Source organism: Pigmentiphaga sp. CHJ604 (assembly GCF_036972535.1).
Classification (GTDB): domain Bacteria; phylum Pseudomonadota; class Gammaproteobacteria; order Burkholderiales; family Burkholderiaceae_B; genus Pigmentiphaga; species Pigmentiphaga daeguensis.
Window position 1 is genome coordinate 2,185,614 of record NZ_CP136998.1, and the last position, 16,560, is coordinate 2,202,173.

Consider the following 16,560-nt stretch of genomic DNA (forward strand, 5'->3'; position numbering starts at 1 on the left):
GTAAAGATGGCTCGCAAGCCCGTCGACGAGACCGCAACCGGCGCGGGGCGCGAACCCGCGCCGGTGCTCGACCTGGAAGCCAGGTTGACCGAGGACCACCACCAGTCGCTGGTGCTGTGGCTGCGCATGCTGTCCTGCACGGTGCGCATCGAGACCGAGATCCGGTCCAGGCTGCGTGCCGAATTCGACATCACCCTGCCGCGCTTCGATCTCATGGCCCAGCTCGAGCGGCATCCCGAGGGATTGCGCATGGGCGAGCTGTCGCAGCGCATGATGGTGACCGGCGGCAACGTCACCGGCATCACCGACCAGCTCGAGCAAGAAAAATTGGTGGTGCGCGAGCCCTCGCCCGAAGACCGGCGCGCCTTCGTGGTCAAGCTCACGCCCTCCGGACGCAAGGCCTTCGCCAAGATGGCGGCCGTGCACGAGCAATGGATCGTCGAGCTGTTCTCGACCCTGCCCGCGGCTTCCAAGGACACGCTGATCGAACTGCTGTCGCAATTGAAACAGGGGCTGACCGACCGGTTGCCCACCACCGAACGCAAATAGAACAGGGGATGACGACCATGCGCTATGTTCATGGGGAAAAACAGATGCTGCACGGCGGCCGTACCGCCATGGCCGACTACGCGGCCCGGCATTTCTCGCTGCAGGTGCGCGACGCGGTCGCCATCGTCACGCTGGACCGGCCCGAGCGCAAGAATCCGCTTACCTTCGACTCGTATGCCGAGCTGCGCGATTTCTTCCGCGCGCTGGCGTATGCCGACGACATCCGCACGGTGGTGGTGCAGGGCGCCGGCGGCAATTTCTGTTCCGGCGGCGACGTGCACGACATCATCGGTCCGCTCACCCGCCTGGACATGCCGTCGCTGCTGGCCTTCACGCGGATGACGGGCGACCTGGTGAAGGCCATGCGCGCCTGCCCGCAACCCATCGTGGCGGCGGTGGACGGCGTGTGCGCGGGCGCGGGGGCCATCCTGGCGATGGCGTCGGATATGCGCCTGGGCACCGCGCGCAGCAAGACCGCCTTCCTGTTCACCCGCGTCGGCCTGGCCGGCTGCGACATGGGCGCGTGCGCGCTGCTGCCGCGCGTGATCGGACAGGGCAGGGCGTCCGAGCTGCTGTACACCGGTCGCTCGATGGGCGGCGACGAGGGCGAGCGCTGGGGGTTCTTCAACCGCCTGTGCGAACCGGAAACCTTGTCCGACCAGGCCTACGAACTGGCGTCCAGCCTGGCGCAGGGGCCGATGTTCGCCCACGCGATGACCAAGCGCATGCTGCACCAGGAATGGAACATGGGCATCGAGCAGGCCATCGAGTCCGAGGCGCAGGCCCAGGCCATCTGCATGGCCACCAATGATTTCCACCGCGCCTATCACGCGTTCGTGGCGAAACAACGGCCCGTCTTCGAAGGGGACTGACCCCCCCCTACGCGCTTACGCGCGCCCCCCAGGGGGCGGCACTGGCGGACCGGCGGAGCCGGATCCGCTGTGCCCTGGAAAGTAATTCAGTGGAGTTGAGATGAGTGAGACATCGAATTCGAGCAGGGCGCAGCACCTGGCCTGGCCGTTCTTCGAACTGCGGCACCAGGAACTGGTGGCGGAGCTCGACCCGTGGGCGGCGCGGCGCGTGGCGCATGCGCATGGCGGGGATACCGACGCGACCTGCCGTGGGCTGGTGCGCGCGCTGGGCGAGGACGGGTGGCTGCGGTATGCCGTGGCCGGGCTGGAACACGGCGGCCTGACCAATACCATCGATACCCGCGCCGTCTGCCTGATCCGCGAGACGCTGGCCTATCACGACGGGCTGGCGGATTTTTCCTTCGCCATGCAAGGCTTGGGGTCGGGCGCGATCAGCCTGTTCGGCACCGGCGACCAGCGCGCACGCTACCTGCCGCGCGTGGCCGCCGGCCAGGCCATCGCCGCGTTCGCGCTGTCCGAACCCGAGGCGGGCTCGGACGTGGCCGCAATGGCCTGCGCGGCCACGCTGGACGGTTCGCACTACGTGCTGGACGGCAGCAAGACCTGGATTTCGAACGGCGGCATCGCCGACTTCTACGTGGTGTTCGTGCGCACCGGCGAGGCGCCGGGCGCGCGCGGCATCACCGCGCTGGTGGTCGATGCCGACACTCCCGGGCTGGAAATTGCCGAGCGCATCGACGTGATCGCGCCGCATCCGCTGGCGCGGCTGCGCTTTGCCGGCTGCCGCGTGCCGGTGTCCCAGCGGCTGGGCGAGCCGGGGCAGGGCTTCAAGGTCGCGATGGCCACGCTGGACGTCTTTCGCACCTCGGTGGCGGCCGCGGCGCTGGGCTTCGCCCGCCGCGCCCTGGACGAGGCGCTGGCGCGCGCGACCTCGCGCCGCATGTTCGGCCAGACGCTGGCCGATTTCCAGTTGACCCAGGCGAAGCTGGCCGAAATGGCCACCGGCGTCGACGCCGCGGCGCTGCTGACCTACCGGGCGGCCTGGATGCGCGACGGCGGCGCGCGCATCACCAAGGAGGCGGCCATGGCCAAGATGACCGCCACCGAGACCGCGCAGCGCGTGATCGACGCGGCGGTGCAGATGTTCGGCGGGCAGGGCGTGGTCAGCGGCGAGACGGTCGAGCGGCTGTACCGCGAGATCCGCGCGCTGCGCATCTACGAAGGCGCCACCGAAGTCCAGCAACTGATCATCGCCCGCGAGCTGCTGCGCGCGGCGGGCGCGGCCTGAAGAACGACGAAAGGAGAACCCATGGCACCGAACATCGAGATACTGCAGCCGGCCGGATGGCCCCGCCCCCGCGGCTACAGCAACGGCCTGGCCGCACGCGGCAAGCAGGTCTTCATCAGCGGCATGATAGGCTGGGAGCCCGACGGCGTGTTCCGCGCCAAGGACTTCGCCGGCCAGGTCCGGCAGGCGCTGGCCAACATCGTCGAGGTGCTGGCCGAGGCCGGCGCGGGGCCGGAGCACATCGTGCGCATGACCTGGTACGTGCTGGACAAGCGGATCTACGTCGCGTCCTACGAGGACATCGGCAAGGCCTATCGCGAGATCATCGGCCGCCATTTCCCCGCGATGACGGCGGTGCAGGTGGCCGGCCTGGTCGAGGACGAGGCCCAGGTCGAGATCGAGGTGACGGCGGTCGTCCCCGACTGACCGCATCCGGGTCGCGTGGCGCGGGGGGGATGGGTATCATTTCACGTATGGACGCTTGCACACACGGAGAACCATCGTGAAAGACACCCCCCACAGCCTCAAGCCCGGGTACTACTGGTATTTCATCGACACCGACCCGCCGTCCGTCATCCACATCCACGACACGGGCGCGGCCAGCCTGATGGGCACCGACTACGAGGTGCCGCCCGAAGACGTGGCGGAAATGATCTCGCGCGGCGAGACCTTCGTCTGGATCGATCCGCCGCTGGTGCCCTAGTTACAGGGTTTCAGTGCCAGACGCCGGCCTCGACGAAGATGTGCCGGCTGGCTTCCAGCAGTTCGGCGCGGGGCGCGCCCAGCTTGATGGCTTCGCCCACCTGCAGCGGCACGTACTTGGTGGCCGACACCAGCACCGGCTGTCCGGCCGGCTGGCCCGGCCAGCTCAGGGCCAGGCAATGCTGGTGGTGCGGTTTCTCGCCTTCGTACTTGGCCACCGCGACGCCGCTGCGCAGCTCGATGGCGGTGCCCGCATGATGGTCGATCTCGAACTGCGGCAGACTGCCCAGGAATCTGATGTAGGGATGCAGCGCGGCCATCGTCGTCTCCCCCGCGTACCGGGTGAAGCTATCCTACTTCAACGGGGGATTTCGTCCAATGCCTGCGCGATACTGCGCTTGCCCTTGCCGAAGGTATCGGCGTATTGCCGCGTGAAGGCGGCGCCGAAGAAGAATATCTGCGCCGAATAGTAGATCCACAGGATCAGCGCGATGACCGAACCGGCCACGCCGTAGGACGACGCCACGCTGCCGTGACCCAGGTACAGGCCGATGACGCCCTTGCCGATCAGGAACAGCACGGCCGTCATCAGCGCGCCCGGAACGACCTCCCGCCAGGGGATATGGATACTGGGCAGCAGCTTGAACACCACCGCGAACAGCGCCGTGACCACGGCGAACGAAAACAGGTTGGACACCAGCAGCGCCGCCGTCGAGAACACCGATTCGGCCCAGTACGCGTGCCAGTATTCCTGCAGGGCGGCCAGCGCGGCGTTGATGGCCAGGGAGATCAGCAGGAACAGGGCCAGTACCAGCACCAACCCGAACGACAGCAGCCGGCCGCGGACCAGGGCCCAGATGCCGGACGTCCTGGACGATGGCACGTCCCACAGCTCGTCCAGACTCTCTTTCAGTTCCGAGAAGGCCGTGGTCGCGCTGAACATCAGCAGCACGGTCGAGATCAGGGCGGCGGCCCAGCCCTTGTCCGATTGCTGGGCGCTGGCCAGGACGGTCTGGATGGCCTCGGCCCCCTGGCGCCCCGTCAGCGAGCCGATCTGGCTGACGAGCTGGTTGCGCACGGCATCCTCGCCGAAGAAGGCGCCGGCGATGGCGATGACCAGCAGCAGGATGGGCGCCAGCGAGAACACCATGTACAGGGCCAGCGCCGCGCCCTTGCTGGCGGCGCGGTGATCGGACCACCGGCGCGCGGTGTCCCACAGCAGCGCGACGATGAGCACGCGGCGCAGACGGTCCAGGTAAGGGCCCAGGGGCATGGCGGCGGCGTCTCCGAAGGAACGGCATGGCTCCATTCTGGGCGTGGGGCGGCGCAGCGTCAGTATCCGAACACAAACCGACGCAAATGTAGATTTTGCTAACGCGTTACCGATGTGCGACCATCGGCCGGTTAAATGTGCATCGCGGCGCGACCTGGAACATTCGGAAAGGACATTCATGAGGCATCGAATCCTGCTGGCCATGCTGGGGACCCTATGCGCCACGGCGGTCCACGCGCAAGGCGCCGGATCCAACGTTTTCGGCGTGGGCTGGATGCATCTCGCCCCCCAGGATTCGAGCAAGCCGTTGACCATCGTCGCGCCCGGCGCGGTGGCGGGGCCCGTACCCGATACCGGATCGTCCCTGGAAAGCGCGGATACCCTGGGACTGACCTATACGCGTTTCCTGACCGACCACGTCGCGGCCGAACTGGTCCTGGGCGTGCCGCCCAGGTTCAAGCTGAATGGCGAACAGGCATTGGCGCCGGTGGGGCTGCTGGGCTCCGCCCGCCAGTGGAGTCCGGCCGTGGTGTTCAAGTATTTCTTCGGCCCGGCCGACAGCGCTTTCCGGCCTTTCGTCGGAGCCGGGCTGAGCTACATCTGGTATTCGGACGTGCGCCTGACCGATGGCTTCCAGCGCGCGGTGTCGGCCACCGTCACCCGGAACACCAATCCCGGCTTGAAGACCGATGCCGAGGTCGACAGCAAATGGGCGCCGGTGCTCAATGCCGGCGCCGCCTATCAGATCGGCAGGAACTGGGGGGCGCTGCTGTCGGTATCCTACCTGCCGGTCAAGACCCGTGCCCGCCTGCGTACCCATGGCACGCCGGTGGGCACGATCGAGAGCCAGGCGGACCTGAAGATCAACCCCATCGTGGGCATGCTGGCCGTCACCTACCGTTTTTGAACGGCGCCGGCGTCAGTCCTGCGCGCTGAAGCCGGTCTGGGCCACGATGTCGCGCCAGCGCGCGATTTCGCTGCGCGTGTAGGCGGCCAGCGCGTCGTGCCCGGCGTAGGCCGGATTCACGCCTTGCTCGACCAGCTTGCGCTGGACGTCGGCATCCTTCATCACCTGGCCCACGGCCTCGTCCAGCTTGTTCACCACGGCGGCGGGCGTGCCCTGGGGGGCATACAGCCCGTACCAGCCGGTGGCGTTCACGTCGGGGTAGCCGGCTTCGGTCATGGTCGGGACGCCGGGGGCGGCGGGTTGCCTGCGCGCTCCGGTCACGGCCAGGATCTTCAGCTTGCCGCCCTGGGCCAGCTGTTGCGCGACCTGCAGGACCACGAAACCGAACTGCACCTGGCCGCCGACGAGATCGGTCACCAGGGGCGCCGAGCCCTTGTAGGGGACATGCTGCATGTCCAACTGCGCCTTGCGGTTGAACATGTCGCCGGCGAACTGCGACGGCGAGGCGGCGCCGAACGATCCATACGAATATTTGCCGCGCCCGGCCCGCAGCCAGGACACCAGCTCGCCCAGCGAGGCCGCCGGCACGCTGGCCGGGGTGGCCAGGGCCAGCTCGAAATCCACCAGCCGCGCCACGGCGGTGAAGTCCTTGACGGGGTCGTAGGGCAGTTTCTTGAAAGTGACGGGATTGACCGCCATGGTCTGGGCAAAGCCCATCAGCAGCGTGTAGCCGTCGGCAGGGGCCTTGGCGGCGGCGGCCGAGCCGATGAAGCCGTTGGCGCCGGCCTTGTTCTCGACGATGACGGGCTGCCCCAGGCGGGTGCGCAGCTTGTCGGCGACCATGCGGGCGACGACGTCGGGCGTGCCGCCCGCCGGGCCCGGCACCACCAGGGTGATGGGGCGCGAAGGATAGGTGTCGGCCTGCGCGGCGGTGGCCGCGAGCAGGCAGGAGATCGTCAGGATGGCGTGGCGGAACATGATTTCCCTCTTTGCTGCGAACCCCCCATCCTAAGGGCGGGATCGCCGCGCCGGGTAATGAAAATCCCCGCCCGGGATATGCCGGTTGCCTATATCGACATGCCTGGCACGGGAAGTTTCGGGGTATTCCTTAACGAAACCGGTGTGGGCAACGGTACGGTTTTTGCTATTCTCGAGAGGACGCTACTCCGGGGAGGTGGTCGATGCGCCTGACGTGCGCTGCGGGTTTGAGACAGGGCGCACAGGGCGCGCGCGGTTGGGCCGGAACGTTCCTCCTGGCGGTGGCGGCGGTCGTCGCGGCTGGCTGCTCGCCCGGCGGCCCCGACGGCGGCACGCCGCTGAACAGCCCCTACGCGGCCGGCGCCGAGCGCGAGAACGTGATGTACACGGCGTTCACCCAGCGCTCGCCCAAGTACCTGGACCCGGCCAGTTCCTATTCGGTCGACGAGACTCCCTACACCTACCAGATCTACGAGCCGCTGTATGGCTACGACTACCTGAAGCGCCCCTACCAGCTCGTGCCCCGGGCCGCCGTCCGGGTGGTCGATCCGGTCTACCTGGACGCGCAGGGCAACCGCCTGCCGGACAGCGTGCCGGGCGAACAGGTGGCGCAAAGCGTCTACGACATCCCGATCAAGCCCGGCATCCGCTTCCAGCCGCACCCCGCATTCGCGGTGGACGAGGCCGGCCGGGACGTGTACCGGCACCTGGCGCCGGCCGACCTGGAAGGCAAGTACGCCATCCCGGACTTCCCCCGCACCGGCTCGCGCGAGCTGACCGCCGACGACTACGTCTACGGCATCCGCCGCCTGGCCACCACCCGCGTGGTCTCGCCCATCTACGCGCACATGACCGACTACATCGTCGGCTTCAAGGAGTACGGCGACCGCATCCGCGCCGCCGACGCCGAGCTGCGCAAGGGGCTGGCCCCGACCACGCGCGACCTGCCGTGGCTGGATTTCCGCCAGTACGCCTTCGAAGGCGTGGAGGCGCTGGACCCCCATACGCTGCGCATACGGATCAAGGGCAAGTACCCGCAGTTCAAGTACTGGCTGGCCATGACCTTCTTCTCGCCCATCCCGTGGGAAGCGGACCAGTTCTACAGCCAGGCCGGCATGGCCGAGCGCAACCTGACCCTGAACTACTGGCCGGTGGGCACGGGGCCCTACATGCTGACGGAGTATCGCGAGAACCGCCGCCACGTGCTGTCGCGCAATCCCAATTTCCGCGGCGACCCCTATCCCTGCGAGGGCACGGACGAGGACCGCGCCGCCGGCCTGCTGGAGGACTGCGGCAAGCCCACCCCCTTCATCGACCGCATCGTCTTCAACATCGAGAAGGAAAGCGTGCCGCTGCAGGGCAAATTCCTGCAGGGCTACTACGACGTGCCCCAGGCCGAGCGCGGCGAGTACGGCGTGGCCTACCTGGTGGCGGCCGGCGATTCCAAGGAGAAGGCGGCCCTGTACGCCGAGCGCGGGCTGAAGCTGCCGACCACGGTCGAGACCCAGAACTGGTACATGGGCTTCAATTGGCTGGACCCGGTGGTAGGCAAGGGCGACAACCCCGCCCAGGAGGAGCGCAACCGCAAGCTGCGCCAGGCCATCAGCATCGCGGTGGACTGGGAGGAATACGTCACCATCTTCGAGAACAGCCAGGCGCAGGTCGCACATGGGCCGCTGCCGCCGGGCCTCCTGGGCTATCGCGATCCGCCCCCCGGCGCCAACCCGGTGGTCTACGACATAGACGGCGACAAGGTGACCCGCAAGCCGCTGGCCGAGGCCAAGAGGCTGCTGGCTGAAGCAGGGTACCCGGATGGCCGCAACGCGCAGACCGGCCAGCCCCTGGTCCTGAACTACGACGCGATGGGCGGCGTGTCGCCCGGCGCGCGTTCGCAGTTCGACTGGCTGCAGCGCCAGTTCGGCAAGCTGGGCATCCAGCTCGAGGTCCGCTCCACCGACTACAACCGCTTCCAGGACAAGATGCGGCGCGGCGTGGCGCAGATCTTCCTGTGGGGCTGGAACGCCGACTATCCCGATGCCGAGAACTTCCTGTTCCTGCTCTACGGCCCGAACGGCAAGGCGAAGGAGGGCGGCGAGAACGCCTCGAACTACGTCAATCCCGAGTTCGACAAGCTGTTCGAGCGCATGAAATACCTGGACGACGGGCCCGAGAAGGAAGCCCTGATCGCCCGCATGGTCGCGATCGTGCAGACCGACGCCGCGTGGATGTTCGGCTATTTCCCCAAGTCCGGCGGCGCCTACCAGCAGTGGGTGGGCAACGGCAAGCCGACCCAGATGATACGGAACAACCTCCAGTTCATGAAGATCGATTCCGCCCTGCGGACCCGCAAGATCGCCGAATGGAACCAGCCGGTCTGGTGGCCGGTGGCGCTGGCGGTGGTGCTGCTGGTCCTTCTGGCCGTGCCCGCATGGCGCATGGTCCGGCGCCGCGACCGCGCCGTGGCCGTCCATACCGACCGTCCCACGGGAGATGCGGCATGACCGCCTACATCGTGCGCCGGATCCTGTATGGGGTCCTGATCCTGATCGGCGTCAACCTGTTCACGTTCATGCTGTTCTTCGCGGTCAACACGCCGGACGACATGGCGCGCCTGTCCATAGGCGGACGCCGGGTCACCGCCGACGCCATCGAGAAATGGAAGGTCGAGCGCGGCTACGACAAGCCGCTGCTGGTCAACACCCAGGCCGAGGGCGCGCGGCGCTATACCGACACCATCTTCTTCGACCGCTCGGCCCGGCTGTTCGTGTTCGACTTCGGCGCCTCGGACGCCGGCCGGGACATTGGCTACGAGATCCGGCAGCGGGTGGGGCCCAGCCTGGCGCTGGCGGTGCCGACCTTCCTGCTGGGTTTGTTCGCCAGCGTGGCGTTCGCGCTGCTCCTGGTGTTCTTCCGGGGAACCTACCTGGATTTCTGGGGCGTGGTGCTGTGCGTGGCCATGCTATCTATCTCGGCGCTGTTCTACATCATCGCCGGGCAGTATCTGTTCTCCAAGACCCTGCGCCTGGTCCCGCTGTCCGGCTTCGCCGGCGGGCTGGACGCCATGCGCTTCCTGGTGCTGCCCGTGCTGGTGGCCATCATCGCCAAGCTGGGGCCCGAGGCACGTTTCTACCGCGCGCTGTTCCTCGAGGAAATCGGCAAGGACTACGTTCGCACGGCCCGCTCCAAGGGGCTGTCCGAGCGCCTGGTGCTGTTCCGCCACGTGCTGCGCAACGCCATGCTGCCCATCCTGACCAGCACCATCTCGGCCATTCCGCTGCTGTTCATGGGCAGCCTGATCGCCGAATCCTTCTTCGGCATCCCCGGCCTGGGCAGCTACACCATGGACGCCATCAACGCCCAGGACTTCGCCATCGTGCGGGCCATGGTGTTCATCGGTTCGGTGCTCTACATCATCGGCCTGATCCTGGCCGACATCTCCTACACGATCGCGGATCCGCGCGTGCGTTTCGAGTAAGAACATGCCCAAGATCGTCTTTCTGTGGACCGACGTCGCGCTGTTCCTGCTGGTGCTGGGGGTAGCCTGCTACGCCTGGCACGCCCGCCGCACGCCCAACCTGCGGGCCACCTGGGCCCGGGTGGCCCGCGACACGCCGGCCATGTGCGCCGTGGTGGTGTTGGGCGTGTTCGTGACGATCGGCTTGCTCGATTCCCTGCACTACCGGCCCTTGCTGGAATCGGTGGAAGTCAACGGCGGGAAAGGCGCGCGCGCCTATTCCCCGGTCACGCGCTCGGTGCTCGACGCCTTGCTGGAAAAACCCATGGCGGGGCGCGAGAAGACCTACTCGGCCCCGCTGGCGGTGCGCCAGTTCACCAAGGAATCCATGTTGGTGGACGGCAAGCCGGTGCGGGACTATCCGCGCCTGCGCCACGGCGGCGCGCACCTGACCGACCCCGACACGCAATGGCTGGGGGACGTGCTGCGGCGCACGGCCGTGGGCGTCGTGGCCGGCGGCCTGCTTGCCGGCGCCGTGGCCCTGCTGGTGGCGGGCGCCCTGGCGCATCGCGGCGGGCAGGGCTTTGCCGTGGCGTGGCGCGACATCGTCCACCGGCGCACCGCCGTGCCGCTGGCGCCCATGCTGCTGACCTTCGGCATCATCGCCATCCTGGCGGGCGCGGCCGTATCCCTGTCCACCGGCTATCACGTCATGGGCACCGACAGCACCGGCAACGACGTCCTCGTGCAGACCGTCAAGAGTTTCCGCACCGCGCTGGTGATCGGCAGCCTGACCACCCTGGCGACCCTGCCGCTGGCCCTGGCGCTGGGCATCATGGCCGGCTATTTCAAGGGCTGGGTCGACGACATCATCCAGTACGTCTACACCACGCTGACCTCCATTCCGGGCGTGCTGCTGATCGCCGCCTGCGTGCTCATGGTGCAGGTCTTCATCGACAACAATCCCGACCTGTTCGAGACCGGCGCCGAACGCGCCGACCTACGCCTGTTCCTGCTGTGCATCATCCTGGGCGTGACCGGCTGGGCGGGGCTGTGCCGGCTGCTGCGGGCCGAGACGCTCAAGCTGCGCGAACTCGACTACGTGCTGGCCGCGCGCGCCTTCGGCGCCTCGCCGGTGCGCATCATGACCCGCCACCTGCTGCCCAATGTCATGCATATCGTGCTGATCACCGTGGTGCTGGATTTCTCGACCCTGGTGCTGTACGAGGCCGTGCTGTCCTACCTGGGCGTGGGCGTCGATCCCTCCATGAATTCGTTCGGATCCATGATCAACCTGGCGCGGCTGGAAATGTCGCGCGATCCCATGATCTGGTGGAGCCTGCTGTCGGCCTTCGCCTTCATGCTGGCCCTGGTGCTGTCCGCCAACCTGTTCGCCGACGCCGTGCGCGAGGCCTTCGACCCGCGCGCCCGGGCCTACCGGCCGGCGTGGGCCAGGGCCCGTTCGGCCAAGATGCTGGAGGACCGCTGATGAACGCCCCCGCGGAAACCGCCATGCTGGACGTGCGCCGCCTGGACGTCCGGCTCGACAGCGACCACGGCGTTGTCCATGCCGTGGATGCGCTCGACCTGGCCATCGCGCGCGGCCAGACCTTCGCGCTGGTGGGCGAATCCGGCTGCGGCAAGAGCATGACCGCGCTGGCGCTGATGCGGCTCCTGCCCGACGCCGGGCGGATCGAGCGCGGCCAGACCTTGCTCGAAGGCGTGGACCTGAACCGCCTGCCCGAGCGCGACATGCGCACCGTGCGGGGCCGCAAGATCAGCATCATCTTCCAGGAACCCGCCACCAGCCTGAACCCGGTCATGCGGGTGGGCGACCAGATCGTCGAGACCATCGCCACCCATACCTCGCTGCGCGGGGCGGCCGCGCGCGCCAAGGCCGTCGAGTGGCTGCGGCGGGTCGGCATACCCGAGCCCGAGCGGCGGGTGGACGACTATCCCTTCCAGTTGTCGGGCGGCCAGAAACAGCGCGTCATGATCGCGATCGCGCTGGCGGCCGAACCGGAACTGCTGATCGCCGACGAGCCCACCACGGCGCTGGACGTCACCATCCAGGCGCAGATCCTGGAACTGCTGAGCGCCCTGCAGGCCCAGCTCGGCATGGCGATGATGCTCATCACGCACGACCTGGGCATCGTGCGCAGCATGGCCCACCACGTCGCGCTGATGTATGCCGGCCAGATCGTCGAGTCCGCGCCGGCCGACGAATTCTTCCGCCATCCCCGCCATCCTTATGCGCGGCTGCTGTTCGGCGCGCTGCCCAGCATGGGCCGCCGCGGCGAGCACCTGGCCGCCATTCCCGGCACCGTGCCCGCCCTGAACCAGGCTTTCGGCGGCTGCCGCTTCGCCCAGCGCTGCCCGGCCCACGCAGCCGAATGCGACGCCGCGCCGCCGCCCCTGGTCCAGGATGCGCCCGAACACGCCGTGCGCTGCGTCCGGCTGGCCGAGATCGACGCCGCCCGCGCGGCGGGCAAGGCCGAGCCGCTGCCCGAGGTGCACGTCGTGGCGCCGTCCGAGGCCGCCGTGGCGGCGCCCGCGCCGGCTTGCGCCGCCTCCGCGCCCGGATCCGGTCTCTTGAGCGTGACCGACCTCAAGGTCCATTTCCCCATCCGCAAGGGCGTGCTGCGCCGCACCACCGGCTGGGTCAAGGCGGTGGACGGCGTGAGCCTGTCGCTGGATACCGGCAGGACGCTCGCCCTGGTCGGCGAATCGGGCTGCGGCAAGACCACCACCGGCAAGGCCTTGCTGCGCCTGCTGGACGGCGTGGCCACGATCTCGGGCCAGGCCAGTCTCCAGGGGCACGACCTGCTGCGGGCCGGCGGCCGCCAGCTCAAGCGCCTGCGGCGCGACATCCAGATCATCTTCCAGGACCCCTACGCCTCGCTGAATCCCCGCATGCGCGTGGGCGAGATCCTGGACGAGGGCTTGGCCTCGCTGCGTCCCGACCTGGACGCCGCCAGCCGCCAGGCCGCCATGCTGCGCCTGCTGGACCAGGTCGGGCTGCGCGCCGATGCCCGCGACCGCTACCCGCACGAATTCTCGGGTGGCCAGCGCCAGCGCATCGCCATCGCCCGCGCCCTGGCGGTCGAGCCCAAGCTCATGGTGTGCGATGAACCGACCTCGGCGCTGGACGTCTCGGTGCAGGCGCAGATCCTCAACCTGCTGCACGCCTTGCAGCGGGACATGGGTATCGCCTACCTGTTCATCACCCACAACTTCGGCGTGGTCGAATACCTGGCCGACGACATCGCCGTCATGCAGGGCGGCCGCATCGTCGAGACCGGCCCGGCCGAGCGAGTCCTGACCCGGCCGGACCACGCCTATACCCGGCAGCTGCTGGACGCCGTGCCGCGCTTCGACGTCGAGGCGGCCTGAACGAACAAGGAGACCAAGCATGTCGTACGAAGGAAGTTGCCATTGCGGGGCCGTCGCGTTCGAGGTCGACGCCCCCGTGCCCGCCCAGGCCATGAGCTGCAACTGCTCCCATTGCCGCCGCAAGGGTTTCCTGCTGAGCTTCGTGCCCGAAGGCCAGTTCAGGCTGAAGCAGGGCCAGGACCAGTTGCGGTCCTATTTCTTCCACGCCCACAAGATCGAGCACATGTTCTGCGCCACCTGCGGCACGCAATCCTTCGCCCGCGGCGCCATGCCCGACGGCACGCCCATGCGGGCGGTGAACCTGCGCTGCGTGCCGTCCATCGACCTGGACGCCTTGCAGATCAAGCGGGTGGATGGGGCCAGCTTCTAGGCGGGCCGGCAGGGGCGGGAGGGCTAAAATGGATTATCATTCCGCTCCTGGCGCCGCATAGGGAAGCGTGGCAGAGTGGTCGATTGCACCGGTCTTGAAAACCGGCAACGGGCAACCGTTCGTGAGTTCGAATCTCACCGCTTCCGCCAGAGAACGTGAAAGCCCCTTGATTCAGTTGAGGATCAAGGGGTTTTTCTTGCCGCCGGGCCGCCCCAAGGCAAAATGGCTTCAAAATGTTCGCGGACCCGCCCGCCATCCCCGACTGGCGTAATCTTCCCAGACGTCTTCCCGATGCAGGAGAACCCGCCATGACCATCGCCAAGAACACGATCTGCCTGTGGTACGACAAGGACGCCGAGGAGGCGGCCCGCTTCTACGCCAAGACTTTTCCCGACAGCGCGGTGCACGCCGTCCACCGTGCTCCCGGCGACTATCCATCCGGCAAGACCGGCGACGTGCTGACGGTCCAGTTCACGGTGGCCGGCATTCCCTGCCTGGGCTTGAACGGCGGGCCGGCCTTCAGGCACAACGAGGCGTTCTCGTTCCAGATCGCCACCGATGACCAGGAAGAAACCGATCGCTACTGGAACGCCATCGTCGGCAACGGCGGCCAGGAAAGCGCATGCGGCTGGTGCAAGGATAAATGGGGTATTTCCTGGCAGATCACGCCGCGCGTGCTGACCGAGGCCCTGGCTGCCGGCGGCGGGGAAGCCAAGCGCGCGTTCGCGGCGATGATGGAGATGAAGAAAATCGACGTCGCCGCGATCGTGGCCGCGCGGCGGGGCTGACGCGCGGTATCCGGCTCAGGCCGGCGCGCAGCCGGCCAGCAGGTCGATGACCGCCCGCGCCGCGCGTGTCTGTACCCGGCCCCTCCGGCAGCACAGCACGGTGGCCGTCCGCGCCGCCGAGGCGCCTTCCAGTTCGATCATCACAAGCTCCCCGGCCGCCGCGTCGGTGGTCACCGCATAGTCCGGCAGCACCGTGGCAAGTTCCCCGCCACGCACGGCGCGCTTGATGCTCTCGATGTGGTCCAGGTTGAGGACGGCCGTGAGCGGCAGTTGCCGGCGCGTCGCGGCCTGGTTGAGCCAGCGCCGGGTCTCGAAGTTCGCATCGAGCAGGGCCAGCGGCTGCGCGAGCAGCGTCTTCAGGTCGACGCGGCGGCGCCGGGCCAGCGCATGGTCCGGCGCGACGGCTACGACGTAGCGCGTGACGAAGCGGTGGACGATCTCCAGGTCGGGGTCGTGTTCGTCCGGCGCCAGCGCAATGCCGAGGTCCACCGTGCCGTCGTGGACCAGGCGCAGGACCTGTTCCGAGCCGGCGACCCGGGCATCGAAGGTGATGCCCGGGTGCGAGGCGCGGAACCGGGAGATGGCGGGCAGCAGCCAGCCGGTCATGACGCCTTCGATCGAGGCGAGGCCGACGTTGCCCCGCACCAGCCCGTGCAGTTCATCGATGCGCGCCCGCGCAAGCTCCATGTCGCGCAGGCTGTTGCGCATCTGCGCGGCCACGATGCGGCCTTCTTCGGTCAGTACCATGCCGGTCTGGTTCCGCTCGAACAGGGGGGAGCGAAACGCGTGTTCGAGCAGTTGGACCTGGCGGCTGATGGCCGACGGGCTCAGATGCATCAGCTCGGCGGCACGCCGGATCGACCCGGTTTCGGCGACGGCGAGGAAGTAGCGGTAGGCGGGGATCTGCATGGGAGTCTTATGTCCTGGTGTGCAGTTTATTAGAACATGATGTTCGATACGTTCGGATGGACGGGACACCTGGCTGTCACGAGAATGGAGGCCCACTGAAAATGTCGCCTCGGGAGTATGTGGATGTTCAAGGCTGCTGTCGTCCAAGCATCGTCGGTCCCCTTCGAGCCGCAGAAGACGGCGGAGAAGGCTGCCGGCCTGATCCGTACCGCCGCGGGGGAAGGGGCGTCGCTGATCGTTTTTCCGGAAGCCTTTCTTGGGGGATATCCCAAGGGTTCCGCGTTCGGGACCGTGGTCGGCCGCCGCACGGATATCGGACGGGCGCATTTCCGGCGCTACATGGAGGGTGCCGTTACCCTGGATGGTCCCGAGCTGGCGTTGCTGGGCGAGGTCTGTGCCGAGACGGGTGTCCACGTCGTGATGGGGGTGATCGAGCGGATGGGGCGCACGCTGTACTGCACCAGCGTCACGCTTGCCCCTGGAGCCGGCCTGGCCGGCTTTCACCGCAAGCTGATGCCGACCGGCCAGGAACGCATCATCTGGGGTTTTGGCGACGGCTCGACGATCGCTCCGGTGGATTCCCCGCTGGGCCGCATCGGTTCGGTCATCTGCTGGGAGAACTACATGCCGGCATTCCGGCAGGCGATGTACGCGCAGGGGACGGAAATCTACTGCGCCCCGACCGCCGATGACCGTGCCAGCTGGGCGCCCACGATGATCCACGTCGCCCTGGAAGGGCGGGTGCACGTGCTGAGCGCGTGCCAGGCCATCAGGCTGGGCGAGTATCCGCCGTTCTATCGCGAGGATTTCGGCATGCAGGCGGCGGACGAGGACTATCTCATGCGTGGCGGCAGCATGATCGTGAGTCCCCTGGGCGAGGTCCTGGCGGGGCCGGTGTTCGATACCGAGACGATCCTGTACGCGGACATCGATACCGGGATAGGCAGGGCCAGCAACGTGGATTTCGACGTCTGCGGCCATTATTCCCGCCCGGACATTTTCAGTCTGACCGTGAACACCACGCCCATGCAGCCAGTCACTTTCGTGGCCGACTGAGCGCGTCGATAGTCGTTGGGG

At 67.8% G+C, this 16,560-nt stretch carries 17 protein-coding genes and 1 tRNA gene; 14 read left to right on the forward strand and 4 right to left on the reverse strand.

Annotated features, from left to right (window positions below):
* Nucleotides 1-6 precede the first annotated feature (6 nt).
* From R4823_RS10515 to R4823_RS10535, 5 genes are all read left to right on the forward strand, one after another.
* The gene (locus R4823_RS10515) at nt 7-549 is read left to right on the forward strand and encodes a MarR family transcriptional regulator (RefSeq protein WP_087839357.1); all 543 of its coding nucleotides are present in this window, start codon (nt 7-9) and stop codon (nt 547-549) included.
* Nucleotides 550-566: 17 nt separating this feature from the next.
* Nucleotides 567-1,421, forward strand: a complete 855-nt coding sequence (locus R4823_RS10520) for an enoyl-CoA hydratase family protein (RefSeq protein ID WP_087839531.1) — start codon at nt 567-569, stop codon at nt 1,419-1,421.
* 100 nt (nt 1,422-1,521) lie between these two features.
* Nucleotides 1,522-2,709, forward strand: coding sequence for an acyl-CoA dehydrogenase family protein (locus tag R4823_RS10525; RefSeq protein WP_087839358.1), 1,188 nt, complete (start codon nt 1,522-1,524; stop codon nt 2,707-2,709).
* A 33-nt stretch (nt 2,710-2,742) separates the two neighbouring features.
* Complete coding sequence (locus R4823_RS10530) at nt 2,743-3,135, forward strand: RidA family protein (protein ID WP_087839532.1); 393 nt, start codon at nt 2,743-2,745, stop codon at nt 3,133-3,135.
* 76 nt (nt 3,136-3,211) lie between these two features.
* Nucleotides 3,212-3,412: a hypothetical protein gene (locus R4823_RS10535; protein WP_124688895.1), complete on the forward strand. Its 201-nt coding sequence runs from the start codon at nt 3,212-3,214 to the stop codon at nt 3,410-3,412.
* 10 nt (nt 3,413-3,422) lie between these two features.
* Here R4823_RS10535 and R4823_RS10540 read toward each other — a convergent pair whose 3' ends face one another.
* Nucleotides 3,423-3,731, reverse strand: coding sequence for a hypothetical protein (locus tag R4823_RS10540; protein WP_087839359.1), 309 nt, complete (start codon nt 3,729-3,731; stop codon nt 3,423-3,425).
* Nucleotides 3,732-3,769: 38 nt separating this feature from the next.
* Nucleotides 3,770-4,684, reverse strand: coding sequence for a YihY/virulence factor BrkB family protein (locus R4823_RS10545; protein WP_087839534.1), 915 nt, complete (start codon nt 4,682-4,684; stop codon nt 3,770-3,772).
* Between the two features lie 178 nt (nt 4,685-4,862).
* Between R4823_RS10545 and R4823_RS10550 the strand changes: the two genes are divergently transcribed.
* Complete coding sequence (locus R4823_RS10550) at nt 4,863-5,591, forward strand: OmpW family outer membrane protein (RefSeq protein WP_087839360.1); 729 nt, start codon at nt 4,863-4,865, stop codon at nt 5,589-5,591.
* A gap of 12 nt (nt 5,592-5,603) precedes the next feature.
* Here R4823_RS10550 and R4823_RS10555 read toward each other — a convergent pair whose 3' ends face one another.
* Nucleotides 5,604-6,569 carry a tripartite tricarboxylate transporter substrate binding protein gene (locus R4823_RS10555; RefSeq protein ID WP_087839361.1) on the reverse strand — a complete coding sequence of 322 codons (966 nt, stop codon included), beginning with the start codon at nt 6,567-6,569 and terminating at the stop codon, nt 5,604-5,606.
* Between the two features lie 203 nt (nt 6,570-6,772).
* On the opposite strand from R4823_RS10555, the gene R4823_RS10560 reads away from it, so the two are divergent.
* From R4823_RS10560 to R4823_RS10590, 7 genes are all read left to right on the forward strand, one after another.
* Complete coding sequence (locus R4823_RS10560) at nt 6,773-9,070, forward strand: ABC transporter substrate-binding protein (protein WP_087839362.1); 2,298 nt, start codon at nt 6,773-6,775, stop codon at nt 9,068-9,070.
* Complete coding sequence (locus R4823_RS10565) at nt 9,067-10,044, forward strand: ABC transporter permease (RefSeq protein ID WP_087839363.1); 978 nt, start codon at nt 9,067-9,069, stop codon at nt 10,042-10,044. Before R4823_RS10560 ends, R4823_RS10565 begins: the two co-directional genes overlap by 4 nt.
* A 4-nt stretch (nt 10,045-10,048) precedes the next feature.
* Complete coding sequence (locus R4823_RS10570; RefSeq protein ID WP_087839364.1) at nt 10,049-11,512, forward strand: ABC transporter permease; 1,464 nt, start codon at nt 10,049-10,051, stop codon at nt 11,510-11,512.
* Nucleotides 11,512-13,416, forward strand: coding sequence for a dipeptide ABC transporter ATP-binding protein (locus tag R4823_RS10575; protein ID WP_207958654.1), 1,905 nt, complete (start codon nt 11,512-11,514; stop codon nt 13,414-13,416). Before R4823_RS10570 ends, R4823_RS10575 begins: the two co-directional genes overlap by 1 nt.
* Before the next feature lie 19 nt (nt 13,417-13,435).
* Complete coding sequence (locus tag R4823_RS10580; protein ID WP_087839365.1) at nt 13,436-13,786, forward strand: GFA family protein; 351 nt, start codon at nt 13,436-13,438, stop codon at nt 13,784-13,786.
* A gap of 61 nt (nt 13,787-13,847) precedes the next feature.
* Nucleotides 13,848-13,935: transfer RNA gene (locus R4823_RS10585), tRNA-Ser, on the forward strand.
* 159 nt (nt 13,936-14,094) lie between these two features.
* Entirely contained in the window at nt 14,095-14,574 is a 480-nt protein-coding gene (locus R4823_RS10590) for a VOC family protein (RefSeq protein WP_087839366.1), read from the forward strand.
* Nucleotides 14,575-14,589: 15 nt separating this feature from the next.
* Here the strand turns inward: R4823_RS10590 and R4823_RS10595 are convergent, their stop codons facing one another.
* Nucleotides 14,590-15,483 carry a LysR family transcriptional regulator gene (locus R4823_RS10595; RefSeq protein ID WP_132979989.1) on the reverse strand — a complete coding sequence of 298 codons (894 nt, stop codon included), beginning with the start codon at nt 15,481-15,483 and terminating at the stop codon, nt 14,590-14,592.
* A 117-nt stretch (nt 15,484-15,600) separates the two neighbouring features.
* Here R4823_RS10595 and R4823_RS10600 point away from each other — a divergent pair, with 117 nt between their 5' ends.
* A complete protein-coding gene (locus tag R4823_RS10600) occupies nt 15,601-16,539 on the forward strand; it encodes a carbon-nitrogen hydrolase family protein (RefSeq protein WP_207958655.1) in 939 nt (312 codons plus the stop codon).
* The last annotated feature ends 21 nt before the right edge of the window (nt 16,540-16,560 follow it).